This window comes from Chelativorans petroleitrophicus, assembly GCF_025398195.1.
GTDB lineage: Bacteria > Pseudomonadota > Alphaproteobacteria > Rhizobiales > Rhizobiaceae > Chelativorans > Chelativorans petroleitrophicus.
On the sequence record NZ_JAODNV010000015.1, the window covers coordinates 45,136 to 60,535 of the forward strand.

The 15,400-nt window shown below is 64.6% G+C and carries 13 protein-coding genes and 2 pseudogenes; 11 read left to right on the plus strand and 4 right to left on the minus strand.

Going from position 1 to position 15,400, the window contains the following annotated elements; genetic code table 11:
• Positions 1-109: 109 nt before the first annotated feature.
• Positions 110-1,699: pseudogene (gene glyS, locus NYR54_RS14055) on the plus strand (glycine--tRNA ligase subunit beta); the annotation flags it as partial.
• A 396-nt stretch (positions 1,700-2,095) separates the two neighbouring features.
• Positions 2,096-2,737: pseudogene (locus tag NYR54_RS19360) on the plus strand (DALR anticodon-binding domain-containing protein); the annotation flags it as partial.
• A 42-nt stretch (positions 2,738-2,779) separates the two neighbouring features.
• On the opposite strand, the gene NYR54_RS14060 reads toward NYR54_RS19360, so the two are convergent.
• The gene (locus NYR54_RS14060) at positions 2,780-3,193 is read right to left on the minus strand and encodes a hypothetical protein (RefSeq protein ID WP_261516326.1); all 414 of its coding nucleotides are present in this window, start codon (positions 3,191-3,193) and stop codon (positions 2,780-2,782) included.
• Positions 3,194-3,256: 63 nt separating this feature from the next.
• Entirely contained in the window at positions 3,257-3,595 is a 339-nt protein-coding gene (locus NYR54_RS14065) for a hypothetical protein (RefSeq protein ID WP_261516327.1), read from the minus strand.
• Positions 3,596-3,726: 131 nt separating this feature from the next.
• Here NYR54_RS14065 and NYR54_RS14070 point away from each other — a divergent pair, with 131 nt between their 5' ends.
• From NYR54_RS14070 to NYR54_RS14080, 3 genes are all read left to right on the plus strand, one after another.
• A complete protein-coding gene (locus tag NYR54_RS14070; protein ID WP_261516328.1) occupies positions 3,727-4,698 on the plus strand; it encodes an L-threonylcarbamoyladenylate synthase in 972 nt (323 codons plus the stop codon).
• Between the two features lie 9 nt (positions 4,699-4,707).
• A complete protein-coding gene (locus NYR54_RS14075; protein ID WP_261516329.1) occupies positions 4,708-6,138 on the plus strand; it encodes an FAD-binding oxidoreductase in 1,431 nt (476 codons plus the stop codon).
• A gap of 203 nt (positions 6,139-6,341) precedes the next feature.
• Positions 6,342-6,905: a DUF6101 family protein gene (locus tag NYR54_RS14080; protein WP_261516330.1), complete on the plus strand. Its 564-nt coding sequence runs from the start codon at positions 6,342-6,344 to the stop codon at positions 6,903-6,905.
• 31 nt (positions 6,906-6,936) lie between these two features.
• On the opposite strand, the gene ubiA is transcribed toward NYR54_RS14080, so the two are convergent.
• On the minus strand, positions 6,937-7,920 hold the full coding sequence (ubiA, locus tag NYR54_RS14085; protein WP_261516389.1) for a 4-hydroxybenzoate octaprenyltransferase: 984 nt from the start codon (positions 7,918-7,920) through the stop codon (positions 6,937-6,939).
• Positions 7,921-8,077: 157 nt separating this feature from the next.
• Between ubiA and purD the strand changes: the two genes are divergently transcribed.
• The 3 genes from purD (at position 8,078) to NYR54_RS14100 (ending at position 12,279) form a co-directional block, all read left to right on the plus strand.
• Complete coding sequence (gene purD, locus NYR54_RS14090) at positions 8,078-9,355, plus strand: phosphoribosylamine--glycine ligase (RefSeq protein WP_261516331.1); 1,278 nt, start codon at positions 8,078-8,080, stop codon at positions 9,353-9,355.
• Between the two features lie 233 nt (positions 9,356-9,588).
• Positions 9,589-10,380, plus strand: coding sequence for a phytanoyl-CoA dioxygenase family protein (locus tag NYR54_RS14095; RefSeq protein WP_261516332.1), 792 nt, complete (start codon positions 9,589-9,591; stop codon positions 10,378-10,380).
• Between the two features lie 129 nt (positions 10,381-10,509).
• On the plus strand, positions 10,510-12,279 hold the full coding sequence (locus NYR54_RS14100; RefSeq protein WP_261516333.1) for an acyl-CoA dehydrogenase family protein: 1,770 nt from the start codon (positions 10,510-10,512) through the stop codon (positions 12,277-12,279).
• Between the two features lie 42 nt (positions 12,280-12,321).
• Here the strand turns inward: NYR54_RS14100 and pdxH are convergent, their stop codons facing one another.
• A complete protein-coding gene (pdxH, locus tag NYR54_RS14105) occupies positions 12,322-12,939 on the minus strand; it encodes a pyridoxamine 5'-phosphate oxidase (protein ID WP_261516390.1) in 618 nt (205 codons plus the stop codon).
• A 36-nt stretch (positions 12,940-12,975) separates the two neighbouring features.
• Between pdxH and NYR54_RS14110 the strand changes: the two genes are divergently transcribed.
• The 3 genes from NYR54_RS14110 to fabI all read left to right on the plus strand — a co-directional run bounded on the left by NYR54_RS14110 (position 12,976) and on the right by fabI (position 15,380).
• Complete coding sequence (locus NYR54_RS14110) at positions 12,976-13,425, plus strand: RT0821/Lpp0805 family surface protein (RefSeq protein ID WP_261516335.1); 450 nt, start codon at positions 12,976-12,978, stop codon at positions 13,423-13,425.
• Between the two features lie 106 nt (positions 13,426-13,531).
• Entirely contained in the window at positions 13,532-14,440 is a 909-nt protein-coding gene (locus NYR54_RS14115) for a J domain-containing protein (RefSeq protein ID WP_261516336.1), read from the plus strand.
• 121 nt (positions 14,441-14,561) lie between these two features.
• The gene (gene fabI / locus NYR54_RS14120) at positions 14,562-15,380 is read left to right on the plus strand and encodes an enoyl-ACP reductase FabI (RefSeq protein WP_261516337.1); all 819 of its coding nucleotides are present in this window, start codon (positions 14,562-14,564) and stop codon (positions 15,378-15,380) included.
• Positions 15,381-15,400: the final 20 nt, after the last annotated feature.

The following is a 15,400-nucleotide window of genomic DNA, read 5'->3' on the forward strand; positions in this document are numbered from 1 at the left end:
GGCGGAGTGCATCGCGCGTAACCGGACCGCCGACGCAGCACCAGAATGGTGACACGAGCCGGTTGAGTTGCTATTGCCCGCGCAGTCTTCCAAGCATCGAGCCTGCCCAATGCCCGACCTTCTTCTTGAACTTCGCAGCGAGGAAATTCCCGCCCGTATGCAGCGCAAGGCTGCGGGCGACCTGAAGAAGCTCGTGACGGACGGTCTGGTGGAGGCGGGGCTTACCTATGAGGCCGCCACGGAATACTGGACGCCGCGAAGGCTCGCGCTCGACATCCGCGGCGTCACCGCCCGCTCGCGCGACGTGCGGGAGGAGCGCAAGGGGCCGCGCACCGACGCGCCGGAAAAGGCGATCGAAGGCTTTCTGCGCGCAGCCGGGCTCTCCTCGATCGAGGAGGCGGAGGTGCGGTCCGACCCCAAGAAGGGCGATTTCTACGTTGCCGTGATCGAGAAGAAGGGACGGCCGGCCGAGGAGATCATCGCGGAACTGCTGCCCGGCATCATCCGCGATTTTCCCTGGCCCAAATCCATGCGCTGGGGTGAGGCCTCGCGCAATCCCGGCTCTCTGCATTGGGTGCGCCCGCTGCAGTCCATCCTCTGCACCTTCGGCCCGGAGACCGAGGAGCCGGTGGTTGTCGATTTCGAGGTGGACGGAATCCGCTCGTCCAACGTCACCTATGGCCACCGCTTCCACGCGCCGGGGCCAATCACCGTGCGCCGCTTCGACGATTACGTGAAAAGCCTGGAAGAGGCGAAGGTCGTGCTCGATGCCGAGCGGCGCAAGCGCATCATCCTCGATGACGCGAAGAACCTCGCCTTCGCCAGCGGTCTGGAGCTGGTGGAGGATGAGGCGCTTCTGGAGGAGGTGGCCGGGCTGGTGGAGTGGCCGGTCGTTCTGCTGGGCACCTTCGAGGAAGACTATCTGGCGATCCCGGCGGAGGTGGTGCGGCTTACCATCCGCGCCAACCAGAAGTGCTTCGTCACGCGGCCGCAGGGCGAGTCGGAAAAGCTTTCCAACCGCTTCGTCATCACGGCCAATATCGAGGCGTCCGACGGCGGAAAGGAGATCGCCTACGGCAACGGCAAGGTGGTGCGTGCGCGCCTTTCCGATGCGCTCTATTTCTGGAAGACCGACCAGGCCGACCTGCCGGACCTCGACCGGCTGAAGAGCTCGGCCGAAAAATTCGGCCTCGATCTGAAAAAGCCGCTCGACCAGCGCATGGCGCGGCTCGACCATCTGAACGTGACCTTTCACGCCAAGCTCGGCACGCAAGGCGAGCGCGTGGAGCGCATCCGGCGGCTTGCCCGCGAGCTGGCGCCGATCGTCGGCGCCGACCCGGACCTTGCCGAGCGCGCGGCGGTGCTCGCCAAGGCCGACCTGCAGACGGAGGTGGTGGGTGAGTTCCCCGAGCTTCAGGGCGCCATGGGCCGCAAATATGCCGAGCTTCAGGGCGAGCACCCGTCCGTCTGCGCGGCGATCGAGGAGCATTACAAGCCGCTCGGCCCATCGGATGTCGTACCCACCGACCCGGTTTCGGTGGCGGTCGCGCTGGCCGACAAGCTCGACATGCTGGTGGGCTTCTGGGCGATCGACGAGAAGCCGACGGGGAGCAAGGACCCCTATGCGCTGAGGAGAGCGGCGCTGGGCGTGATCCGGATTGTGGTGGAGAATGGGATAAGGCTGGGGCTAGCACCAATCATGGTACGAGCGAGTACATTCCTTGTCTCTACCTCGACTAGTTTTTATTCTTTCTACAGGAAAATTTCGGCCCGGTATGAAAACCCAGTTCCCGAGGTCTACGCTGATGAGCTTCGCAACAGCCTAGCCAAAGACTTTTGGTGGCCGCTGGCTGTTTCAGATACTGATGTTGCTCGGATCTCTGCGACGTCATTTATGGACGACATACCATTTAATGACGGAGCCTGGTTATCGGCGCAGGTTGTTTTCGATGCGTTAGCCGACATCTATGAAATCGAAAACAATCTGCCTTGCGGGACTGTAGATGACCTCTCCCGCACGAAGGGGATGACCAATATTGAAGCCGTTCAGTCAATACGGTCTGCGTTTGCTACCCTAACGCATCGGAAGAGATTGGACCTCCTCTCCTTCTTCCACGACCGCCTGAAGGTCTATCTCCGCGATCAGGGCGCGCGGTACGATCTGATCGACGCGGTGCTGGCGAGCAGCGCCCTCCTCCCTCTCGACGGGGGAGTTGGCCGCGAAGCGGGTGAGAGCGAGGGCGAAACGGCGTCCTCCGACCCCACCCCGGCGCTGCGCGCTGGCCCTCCCCATCAAGGCGAGGGTGGGGTGCTCAACGACGACCTCCTTCTGATCGTCCGCCGCGTGGAGGCCCTGTCGGAGCTGCTCGGCACCGAGGACGGCAAGAACCTGCTGACCGGCACCAATCGCGCGGTAAGCATCGTGGCCGCCGAGGAGAAGAAGGGCACGCGGATTGCCGAGGCGGTCGATCCGGGCCTCTTCACCGAACCGGCGGAGAAGGCGCTCCACGCCGCGGTGAATCAGGTTGAGAAAGAGGCGGCCGAAGCGATTCAGAAACAAGACTTTTCCGCCGCCATTAAGGCACTCGCCTCGCTGCGCGCGCCGATTGATTCATTCTTCGAGGAAGTCCTCGTAAATGACGAGAATGATTCAATTCGCGCCAACCGGCTCGCGCTGCTTAACCGCATCCGGCAGGCCACCGGCCAGGTGGCCGATTTCTCGAAGATCGCGGGCTAGCAAGTCTGGATCGTTCCGGCGTTCATGAAACGCCGGAATGATCTACCTGAATACGTACACCGCGAGCGCGACAGTTACATAGGTGAGCAGGCCCGAAAGCGGCCCGGCCCGCTGCAGCCAGCCCGGCGGAGGGCTGCCCGGCGGTGTACGCGCCATGGCCACGCGGGCGGCGATAACGACGGCGAGGATGATGAAAGCGGCGAGGATCTTGAGGGCGAAGGCCGTCCCCAGCATCGCGCCGCCATAATCGACAAGCCACATCCAAAGGCCCGTCGCCCACAGTAGCAGCACGCCGATGAGCGTGACGAGCGCGAAGGTTTGCCTCAGCGCAATGAGTGCGGGCGGAGGCGGGCCTCCTGCGCGCTTCGCCTGAACGGCAACCATCGCGCCGGCCATGCCTCCGGCTGCACCCTGCATCAGGCCGAAAAGATGCAGCGTCTTCATCAGGACCAGCATTGCGGATTCCTCCTTCTCGATGCCTGGAAGGTCTGCGGGCAGGGGCGGGAGGCGTCAAGCCGCCTATTGAACCCTCATGACATCTTCTGTCGGCAGCGTGCCGGACGCCTCGGTCAACTCCGCGCCGTGCTCATGCGTGGGCACATCGATGCCGCCGCGCAGCGGCAGCGGGTCGCGGGCGCTCTGGCGCTTCACGGCAGCCGTGGTCCCGTTCACTACAGCCGCTTCGCCGGCCATGCCGATGGAGGACAAGGCTTCGGCCGGCTCTATCGCGACGACCGATGGGGCATCGCCCGCGCTGCTGGGCTTAAGCACGAGAATCGAGGACGCATGCGCCGGGCACACGGCGAGCGTGATCACAAGCACTATCGGCCGGAGCGTGGAAACCACCAGCACCCCCATGAATCTTTGCCTTCAATCATCCGATCATAACCTTGAAGGGATTAACAAAATGGTGACGATTCGCCTTGCCGCGGGGTCCCGGGCGCGATAGGCACGGGCCGTGTCGAACGCCGATCTTGAGGAAAAAGCGCGTGGCCGAAATCCTGGCCCAGGACGATGCACTTGAGACCGCCTGCCGCCTGCTGGCGGAAGGCGAGCCGGTGGCACTGCCGACGGAAACCGTCTACGGCCTTGCGGCTGACGCCACGAATGGCGAGGCGGTGGCGCGCATATTCGAGGCCAAGGGCAGGCCGCGCTTCAATCCGCTGATTGCCCATGTGGCGGACCTCGCCATGGCGGAGCGGATCGCGATCTTTTCGCCGCTTGCCCGGCGGCTTGCCGAAGCCTTCTGGCCGGGGCCGCTCACGCTCGTTCTCACGCACAGAGAGGGCTCCGGCGTCCATCCGCTGGTGACCGCGGGCCTAGCCACGATCGCGCTGCGCTGTCCCCGAGGGTTCGCGGGGGAGGTGATCAAGCGGTTCGGCCGGCCGCTTGCCGCCCCCAGCGCCAATGTCTCCGGCCGGATCACCTGCACCACCGCCGAAGCCGTGAACGCGGCTCTTGGCGATCGCATCCGGCTGATCGTGGACGGCGGGCCTGCGCCAGTCGGCGTGGAATCGACCATCGTCAAGGTGGCGGAGGACGGGCTTTTTCTGCTGCGGCCCGGCGGTCTGGCTGCGGAAGAGATCGAGAAGGTGGCGGGCGCGCCCCTGAAGCGCGGGGAAAAGAGCGTGCAGGCGCCCGGCATGCTTGCATCGCACTACGCGCCGCGGGCGAAAATGCGCCTCAACGTAACCGAGGTGGAGCCCGGGGAGGCGCTGCTTGCCTTCGGTTCTAGGCGGGCGAAGGGGGCAGAGAAGGCCGCCCGCATGCTCAATCTCTCGCCTTCGGGCGATCTGCGCGAGGCGGCGAGCAATCTCTTTTCCTATCTTTCCGCGCTCGATGCTGCCGGTGGTGCGACCATCGCGGCGGAGCCTATCCCGGGGGAAGGACTCGGCGAAGCGATAAACGACCGGCTCGCCCGGGCAGCGGCGCCCCGTGACACGGATGGCAGGGTGACATAGGTTCGCGCCATGGAAGCATCGTCCTATCCGCTCGATCCCGCACTCATTGACCGTTTCGCGGCGATTGTGGGCGAACGCCACGCCCTGCGCAGCGAAGCCGATATCGCCCCTCATGTCGTGGAACAGCGCGGGCTTTTTGGGGGGCGCACCGCGCTGGTGCTGAAGCCGGGCAGCACGGAGGAGGTGAGCCGCATCCTGAAGCTTGCCACCGAGACCGGCACGCCGATCGTGCCCCAGGGCGGCAACACCGGGCTTGTCGGCGGCCAGATGCCGGATGGCTCGGGGCGGGAGGTGGTGCTTTCGCTCTCGAGGCTCAACCGCATCCGCGAAATCGATCTCTATTCCAACACGGCCACGGTCGAGGCGGGGGTGGTGCTTCAGACCTTGCAGGAAGCGGCTGCCGCCAACGACCGGCTGTTCCCGCTGGCGCTTGCCTCGCAGGGGTCGTGCCAGATCGGCGGCAATCTGTCCTCCAATGCGGGCGGCATCGGCGCGCTTGCCTATGGCACGGCCCGCGATCTCTGCCTGGGTGTGGAGGTGGTCCTGCCCACCGGCGAGATTTTCGACGACCTGCGCAAGCTCAAGAAGGACAACACCGGCTACGATCTCAAGAACCTCTTCGTAGGTGCCGAGGGCACGCTGGGGGTGATCACCGCGGCTGTGGTGAAGCTGTTCCCGAAGCCTAAGGGGCGCGAGCTTGCCTGGGCGGCGGTGGGCTCGCCGGTTGCGGCATTGAAGCTGTTCGAGGCGGCGAACGACAAGGCGGGCACGGCGCTTACGGCCTTTGAGCTTATGGAGAAGACGCCGCTCGACTTCGCACTGCGCCACATTCCCGGCACCCAGGCGCCTTTCGCGGAGGATTATCCGTGGCATGTGCTGATTGAAATTTCCTCCGGCCGCTCGGCCGAGGATGCCCGCGCGCTGATGGAGGCCATTCTGGGCGCGGGGCTGGAGGCGGGTTGGGTGACCGACGCCGTCATCGCGCAGAACGAGGCCCAGGCGGCAGCTCTCCGCCATCTGCGGGAAGCCATGTCGGACGCGCAGAAGCCCGAGGGCGGCTCGATCAAGCACGATATTTCAGTGCCGGTTGCCGCCATTCCCGAGTTCATCGAGCGGGCCGGCCGCGCGGTGCAGCAGGTGGTGCCGGGAAGCCGCGTCGTCTGCTTCGGCCATATGGGCGACGGCAACCTCCACTATAACGTCTCGCAGCCGGTAGGCATGGACAGGGCCTCATTCCTTTCGCACTACCGCGCCATGAACGATGCGGTGCATGCCGTGGTGCGCGCGCTGGGCGGCTCGTTTTCCGCCGAGCACGGGATCGGCCGCATGAAGCGCGACGAACTCATCGCCACGCAGCCCGCCATCGCCACCGAGCTCATGCGGCGGATAAAGAAAGCGTTCGACCCGGCCGGCATCATGAATCCGGACAAGGTCATCTGAACGGTTCTTTCGCGAGCGAAAATTTTGTGAAGCTTCGTGTGGTTGGAATCCGCTAACCAAAGCCCGGATCAGCAAAATTTAACCGAGTTTTTTTGGCGGGAGGTAACGAGCCGCCGCTACAGTGCCTTCTCATAAGAGGCCGGAAAATCGGCCCAGAGAGAACCGGAACACCGGCTCTCAGGAGAAACAGGAAGGCACATAGAATGGCAAGTGGTCTCAAGCCAGTCTGGGCGGGCCGCGCGATGCGGCTTGATCCTTTCCATCTGCCCCAAATGGTAAGCTATGCCTCTCAGGACGATTTCGGCGAGGTCACCTTCACCATCGGCAAGCGCGGCGTGCGCATGCGCCGCATGCTGGACAAGAGCGGCATTCCGGTCACCTTCGCGCTGCCGCCGGCCGCCTTTCGCGGCGTCGCGGCGCGCGCCATAGAGGATGAGGACGGCAATGTGACCGTCACCCTCGAACTGCTCCATCGCGACCCGATGCTGTCGGTTCCGCTTCTGGTGGCCGGCGATCTCGATGACGTGGCCGCGGACTGGCGCGCCTGGGCGGATGCCTACCGCCTGCCCATGCTGCTGGTGGAGGCCGACGGCGTGGCGCGCACGCTGGAAGAGTCGCTCGGACAGATAAAGACCCAGCCGCCGCAGGAGCGGCGCCAGGGACAGGTGGTGCGCCAGCGCCGTCCCCGCTTCCTGGCACGGCGCAAGCAGGGTACACTGGGCCTGAGGCTGGTGGTGGAAGGCGAAGAGATCATCGCACGCAACTGAGCGTGCGAGGCCGGCCAGCCGGTCTCGGAAATCAGAAATACGGACTTACCGTCGCCCAGGCGCCGCCTCCCAGGAGGCCGAGGAAGATCAGCCAGCCGACCACCGAGTTCGACTTGAACAGCGCCAGGCACTGGTCCGGGTCGTCGATGTCGAGGACCCGGATCTGCCGCGCCATATGGGCCCCGGCCGCCACCAGCCCGGCAAGCGCGGGCATGGGGACGGCCGCGTGCGCGAACGCCACGGCGAAAAACAGGAGCGCGCAGCCATAAAGCGCCACGAGCCAGCGCTTGGTGTTCTCCCCGAAAAGCCGCGCCGTCGAGCGAACCCCGACCAGTGCATCGTCCTCCTTGTCCTGATGGGCGTAGATCGTGTCGTAGCCGATCACCCACAGAATGGAGCCGCAGTAGAGAAGCAGCGGCGCAAGCGAGAGGCTGCCGAAATGCACGGCCCAGCCCATCAGCGCGCCCCAGGAAAAGGCAAATCCCAGAAAGAGTTGCGGCCAATCCGTGAATCTCTTTGCGAAGGGATAAATGGCCACCACCGCCAGCGATCCGAGGCCGACGAGGATCGCGAAGGCATTGAACTGAAGCAGGACCACAAGCCCCACCAGCGCCTGCAGGACGAGAAAGACCCAGGCCTGCCGGCGCGAGACCTGGCCCGCAGGCAGCGGACGCGAGCGCGTCCGCTCCACCTGCTCGTCGAGATCCTGATCCACAAGATCGTTGTAGGTGCAGCCTGCCCCGCGCATGGCAATGGCGCCGACAAGGAAGAGCAAGAGCAGCCATGGCGAGGGAAAGACGCTCGAAGGCGCCGCACCGGGCTCCGCGCCCGCGCTGGCGGCCAGCGCAAGCGACCACCAGCAGGGCCACAAAAGCAGCTTCCAGCCGATCGGCCGGTCCCAGCGGGCGAGCTGGGCGTAGGGCCATGCCGACCGGGGCAGGAAGCGGTAGACCCAGTGCCCGGACGGGGCATCGGCCACCCGGCCGCGCATTTGCCGTGACTGGATGATGTCCATGCCTTCCTCTCGCGGGTCCGTGCGCCACCTGTGGAGTGGCAAGATGGGCGCCTGCCGTCAAGCGTTACATTTGCGTGTGACACGGCCTGCCGTGCTTGACCTTGAGCGGATTCGGTCATAGCCCGTTCGCCACGGAAAAGAGCAACGGCTCGATGGCATGAACGTTCTTCTTATCGGTTCCGGCGGGCGGGAACATGCGCTGGCCTGGAAGCTCGCCGCCTCGCCGCTTCTTGGGAAGCTCTATGCCGCGCCCGGAAATCCGGGCATTGCGCGGCATGCCGAATGCGTCGCCCTCGATGTGCGGGACCATGAGGCGGTGGTGGATTTCTGCCGCGACAATGGGGTGGATTTGGTCGTGGTCGGCCCGGAGGCTCCGCTGGTGGCGGGAATCGCAGACGACCTCATCGCCGCGGACATTCCCGTTTTCGGGCCGACCGCCGCCGCGGCGAGGCTTGAAGGCTCCAAAGGCTTTACCAAGGATCTGTGCGCCCGCTACGGCATACCGACAGCGGCCTATGCCCGGTTTGCCGATGCACGGTATGCGAAGGATTACGTTAGGAGCGCTGGCGCGCCGATCGTGGTGAAGGCCGACGGGCTTGCGGCTGGCAAGGGAGTCACCATCGCCACGAGCGAAGAGGAAGCCTTGGCGGCGATCGATGCGTGCTTTTCCGGGCAGTTCGGGGAAGGCGCGGAGGTGGTGATCGAGGAATTTCTCGAAGGGGAGGAGGCGAGCTTCTTCTGCCTTTGCGACGGAAAGACCGCGCTTCCCTTCGGCACGGCCCAGGACCATAAGCGCGTTGGCGAAGGCGATACCGGCCCCAACACGGGCGGCATGGGAGCCTATTCGCCCGCACCGGTGATGAGCGACGAGATGATCGAACGCACCATGCGCGAGATCATCATGCCGACACTGAAAGGCATGGAAGAAAGGGGTTCCCCCTTCATCGGCGTGCTCTATGCCGGGCTGATGATCACGAAGGAGGGGCCGAAGCTGATCGAATACAACGTCCGCTTCGGCGATCCCGAGTGCCAGGTGCTGATGCCGCGGCTCAAGGACGATCTACTTGCGCTGATGAAGGGCGCGGTGGACGGCCAACTCGCCCATATGTCGGCGCGCTGGCGCGACGAGGCAGCGCTCACTGTGGTGATGGCGGCCGAAGGCTATCCCGGCACGCCGCAGAAGGGCTCGCCCATCCGCGGGCTGGAGGCGGCGGAGGCGGAAGGCGCGGATGTCTTCCACGCGGGAACGGCCATGCGGGATGGCGCGCTCGTTGCGAATGGCGGGCGCGTGCTGAACGTGACGGCGCTCGGCCGCACGGTGACGGAGGCGCGCGACAAGGCCTATCGCGCCGTCGATCGCATCGACTGGCCCGGCGGCTTCTGCCGCCGCGACATCGGCTGGCGCGCGGTGGAACGGGAAGCGGGCGGGCGCTGATCCGTGCTCGCCGTAACGACCAAACTCGTTTCAAGGCCAGAATCAGATGAGCGGCTGAGCGTTTCCGGATTCATGCCCCGCCTGTCTTGATCTCACCATCCCTTTGATCTAGCGTCCGATCATGATGTTCATGTCCACATTCTTCCCGCTGATCTGAACGGCTGAAGCCGCCCCGGCGCCTTTGCGCCGGATGGATCAACAAGGCGCCCAAAGGCGCCAGCGGAGAATGGACAATGCCGGAAAACAGCGAATTCAGCCTGACCGAACGTCAGGTCCGGACCTTCATCGACGATGGATTCGTCAAGATCGACAATGCCTTCAGCCCTGATCTTGCAAGGCAGTGCAGGGAGGAGCTGTGGGCGGAAATCGGCCTCTCGCCGGATGAGCCCGAACATTGGGTGCAGCCGGTGATTCGCGTGGCGCACAAGGCTTCGCCGCCTTTCATCGAAGCCGCCAACACGCCGCGCCTGCACCGCGCCTACGATCAGCTCGTAGGCGAGGGCAGGTGGATCCCGCCCAAAGCCATAGGGACCTTCCCCATCCGCTTCCCCTCGCCGGAATCGCCCGGCGACGACGGCTGGCACGTGGACATGAGCTTCGGCACCGACCACGCTGATTTCATGGAGTGGCGCGTCAACGTGAAAAGCAGCGGACGGGCCCTGCTGATGCTCTTCCTGTTTTCCGATGTCGGCCCCGACGATGCGCCGACACGGATCCGGAAAGGCTCGCACCATGTAATCGCTCGGGAACTGCTGCCCTTTGGCGAGGCCGGAGCGACGCTCAGGCAGCTATCGTCGGACGGCTACCGTTCGACGGAGCATTGCGAGGTCGAACTGGCGACCGGAGCGGCCGGCACCGTCTATCTGTGCCATCCGTTCGTCGTTCACGCCGCCCAGCCGCATCGCGGAAAGGAGCCGCGCTTCATGGCGCAGCCTCCGCTTCTGCCGAAAGGTGAGTTCGATCCGGCCCTGCCTCCCTCGCCGGTTCAGATCGCCATCCGGCAGGCTTGCGGGCTGACATTCTGACCGGCAGGCACCCGGGACCGTCTAGCGCTCCCGGGTGCTGCCCTTTCTTTGGTGCTCCTGTCACCCGACAAGGCTGGCCGCGCGAGGCATTTCCCGCTAGCTTTCAGGTGAGACAGAGGAGGTGACGGCATGTATCGCGCGCCCATCGAGGAGATCAGCCATACGCTTAACCACGTCGCGGGAATGCGCGCGATGCTGGATGAGGGGCTTCTCGACGACCTCACTCCGGATCTCGTCGAAGCCATCCTGACAGAAGCGGGGCGCTTCGCTGCGGAGGAAATGGCGCCGCTCGCCCGTGCGGGTGATGAACACGGCGTGCGTCTCGAAGACGGGCGGGTGACGACACCTCCCGGCTGGCCTGAACTTTACCGCAAATGGTGTGCGGGCGGCTGGAACGCGCTAGCGGCACCGGTTCATCTGGGCGGGCAGGGCCTGCCCATGATGCTTTCGGTGGCGGCGCTGGAAATGTGGAATTCCGCCTCCATGGCCTTCACCATTGGCCCGACGCTCACGATCGGCGCGATCGAGACGCTGGAGCGGCACGCCACAGACGAACTGAAGCGGACATATATTGGGAAGCTCGTTACCGGCGAGTGGATTGCCACGATGAATCTGACGGAGCCGCAAGCCGGCTCCGACCTCAACGCGCTGAGAACGCGGGCCGAGCGGGCAGGCGACGGCACCTACCGCATATTCGGCCAGAAGATCTTCATCACCTATGGCGAGCACGACTTCACGGACAATATTGTGCATCTGGTTCTTGCCCGCCTGCCCGATGCGCCGGCAGGCACGAAGGGCATCTCGCTGTTCCTCGTGCCGAAGTTCCTGGTGAATGAGGACGGTTCGCTGGGCGCCCGCAACGATGTTTTCTGCGCGTCCATCGAAAAGAAGCTTGGAATCCACGGCTCGCCGACCTGCACCATGATTTATGGCGACGGCAGGTTTGGCGATCAGCCCGGGGCCATCGGCTGGCTGGTGGGCGAGGAGAACCGGGGGCTCGCCTGCATGTTCACCATGATGAACAACGCGCGGCTGTGCGTCGGCGTGCAGGGCGTTGCAGTGGCCGAGGCGGCCTATCAGAAGGCGCTCGCCTATGCGCGCGAACGCAGGCAGGGCCGGGCGCCCGGGCACGAGGGCGAGGGAATGAGCCCGATCCTGGCCCATCCCGACATCAAGCGCATGCTGCTTACCATGAAGGTGATGACGAAGGCAGCGCGCGCGGTCACCTATTCCTGCGCCCACGCGCTCGATATGGCGCGGCTGAGCGGTGCCGCCGACAGGGAGCACTGGCAGCAGCGGGCGGATCTCCTGACGCCGGTGGCAAAGGCCTTCCCTACCGATATCGGCGTGGAGGTGGCCTCGCTGGGCGTGCAGGTGCATGGTGGCATGGGCTATATCGAGGAAACTGGTGCAGCGGCCCTGCTGCGGGACGCGCGCATCGCGCCGATTTACGAAGGCACCAATGGCATACAGGCCATCGATCTCGTCACGCGCAAGCTGCCGCGCGCGGACGGCGGGGTCGTCCGCGGCTATATCGCGGAACTGCGCGGGCAAGCCGAGGCGGCGCGCGGCGCGAACATTCCCGACCTGGGAGAAACCGGCGGCCATCTGCTTGCGGCACTGGACGATCTGGAGCGGGCGACGAACTATCTCCTTCAGCTTTTGAGCGAAGAAAGGGTGGAGGAAGCGCTTTGCGGGGCGACGCCCTATCTGCGCCTCTTCGGGTTTGCGGCCGGCGGAACCATGCTGGCGCGGGGCGCGCTTTCCTCGGGTGATGCCGGTGAGGCGAGGCTTTGCCGCTATTTCGCGGAAAACCACCTTTGCGAGACCACGGCGCTGAGGAAGAGCGTGATGGAGGGAGCCGAAAGCCTGTTGTCCGCCTCAGAGGTTCTTAGTTAAGGGCGGGCCGCTCTCATCCAACACGGGCGCGGCATGTGGGGTTCAGGGGTAAAGCCTTGTCTTGCTCCATGCGCCGCCTTCCTCGCGTCTGAAGAGCACGCGGTCGTGCAGCCGGAAAGGCCGGTCGTGCCAGAACTCGATGGTTTCGGGAACGATGCGGAAGCCGGACCAGTAGGAAGGGCGGGGTATTTCGCCGACGGCGAATTTGGCCGTGTATTCGGCGACAGCCTTTTCCAGAGCGAAACGGGATTCGAGCGGCCGCGACTGTTTCGACGCCCAGGCTCCGATGCGGCTTCCGCGCGGGCGCGAGGCGAAATAGGCGTTCGCCTCATCCTCGCTCACTACCTCCACGGGACCGCGGATGCGCACCTGCCGGCGCAGGCTTTTCCAATGGAAACACATGGCCGCCTTCATCGAGGCCAGAATTTCCCTGCCCTTGGTACTCTCAAAGTTGGTATAGAAAACGAATCCATGCTCGTCGAAGCCTTTGAGCAGCACCATGCGCACGTTCGGCATGCCGTACTCATCGACGGTGGCGAGCGCGGTGGCATTCGGGTCGTTAAGCTCGGATGCCTCTGCATCGGCGAGCCAGTCCGCAAACAGCCGGAAAGGCTCGTCACGTTCGGTGAAGTCTGCGTCTTTTAACGCGTTCGTAATCATCATCATGCTCTTTGATCTCATTTGGGAGAATGCTGATTGTACAAGCCGACGCAAGGGGCAGACGCTGCAATTCGCCAGTCCTTTTTGGTGAGAGCGGTGGTTCTCGCCGCCGTGATCGCGCTCGGGCAGGGATGTGCCGGCCCCATTTCAGCAAAATCAGCCCCTGATCTTGGGCTTACCACGGCCTCGATCACCGAGAGGAACGTAGCGTTTGAGGGCGACGAGAGCCTGCTTTCCGATGGCCGCGCCATCCTTTCAGCCCTTTCCGCGACCGATCTCTCGGATAACGCGGCCCTGCCGTGGGAGAACGAGGATAGCGGCGCGCGCGGACTGATTACGGCCTATGGCGCGGAGCAGAGGGACGGGCGGGAATGCCTTGCCTTCACGACGACGCGGGAGAATTTCGACGGAATCGGGCTTTACCGCGGAACGGCCTGCGAGGATGCGGCCGGGGTTCTGCGCCTCTACGACTTCTCGTCGCTTTAGAGGCGGAGCCCGGCGTTCCACTGGAATTCGGCCCGGTGAATACGCATATTACCGGCGAAAAGCGTCAGAAATTCACCCGGTTGCGGCTCCCGCGTCTAGGCGAACGATGAAAGACCCATATGATGTGCTGGGCGTGCCGAAAAGCGCGTCCGCCAAGGAGATAAAGGCGGCCTTTCGCCGTCTGGCGAAGAAGTATCATCCGGACCAGCGGCCAGACGATCCGCGGGCGAAGGAGCGCTTTGCCGAAGTCAACCAGGCCTACGAAATCCTGGGAGACGAGGAAAAGCGGAAGGCCTATGACCGCGGTGAAATCGACGCTACCGGCAAGCCGCGCTTCCACGGCTTCGAGGGCGGGGCTCATGGGGACCCGTTCGCCGCTTTCCGCCGGGCGGGCGGCGGCCCGGGTGGCGCGCGCTTCGAGTTTCGGACCAGCGGCTTCGACGGCGATCCCTTCGGCGGCGCCGATTTCTTCTCCGAGATTTTCGGCAATGCGTTTTCGGGCGGCGGCACGCGCCGCACCACCCGCCCTGACGGTATGGGCGATATCAACACCACGCTGGATGTCAGCGTCGAGGATGTGGCGACCGCCGCGAAGGTCACGGCCGTCTTTCCGGACGGCCGGCGCGTCGCGGTGAAGCTGCCGCGCTATGTGGAGGATGGCCAGACGATTCGTCTGAAGGGGCAGGGGGCCGAAACGCCCTTCGGCGAGCGGGGCGATGCGCTGGTGAAGCTGCGCATCAGGCCGCACCCGCGCTACCGGATCGAGGGGCGCGACCTGCATGTGGATCTGCCTGTCGGCCTGCGCGAAGCGGTCGTCGGCGCCAAGGTTGCCGTGGACACGCCCTCGGGCAAGGTGGCGGTCTCCGTTCCTCCCTGGTCGAGTTCCGACCGCAAGCTGAGGCTTAAGGGCCGTGGCCTTCCGCTGAAAACCGGGGGCAATGGGGACCTGTACGCCCACGTGCGCATCATGCTGCCGGAAGGCGGCGATCCGGCGCTGGAAGCGCTGTTCCGCTAGGAGGGCAGTGGCGCGGCGGGAACGTAAGAGCGGGGAGACTTTCCCCAGCCGCCGCACTGGCTTATTGCCTTTTACATGGCCGCCGTGCGATAGGCTCCCGCACGAAATTTGGAGAATGAACATGGCTGATGGCAATGGCCTGATGGCGGGCAAGCGGGGGCTGGTGCTTGGTGTCGCCAACAATCGCTCGATCGCATGGGGAATCGCCAAGGCATGCTCCGCGGAAGGGGCGGAACTGGCCTTCACCTATCAAGGTGATGCCTTGAAGAAGCGCGTCGAACCTCTGGCTGCGGAGTTGGGCGCCTGGGTCGTGGGCCATTGCGACGTGACGGAGCTTCAGACGGTCGACGCGGTGTTCGCGGAGCTCGAAAAGCGCTGGGGACGGCTCGACTTCGTTGTGCACGCCATCGCTTTTTCCGACAAGGACGAGCTTACCGGCCGCTACGTGGAAACCACGCGCGAGAACTTCCTGCGCACGATGGACATCTCCGTCTATTCACTGACGGCAGTGGCCAAACGGGCCGAGCCGCTGATGACCGACGGCGGCTCGATCCTGACCCTCACCTATTACGGCGCCGAGAAGGTGATGCCGCATTACAACGTCATGGGTGTCGCCAAGGCGGCGCTGGAGGCGAGCGTGCGCTATCTCGCCGTCGATTTGGGCGGCAAGAACATCCGCGTCAACGCGATTTCGGCGGGCCCCATCAAGACGCTTGCAGCCTCGGGTATCGGGGATTTCCGCTATATCCTGCGCTGGAACGAGTACAACTCGCCGTTAAAGCGCGTGGTCACCATCGAGGAGGTGGGAGACACGGCTCTATATCTGGTCTCGCATCTCTCGCGCGCCGTCACCGGCGAGGTTCTGCATGTCGATTCGGGCTATCACGTAGTGGGCATGAAAGCGGTCGACGCGCCGGATATTTCCACGGTCACTGAATGAAACGCCGCGGGGACGGGCCC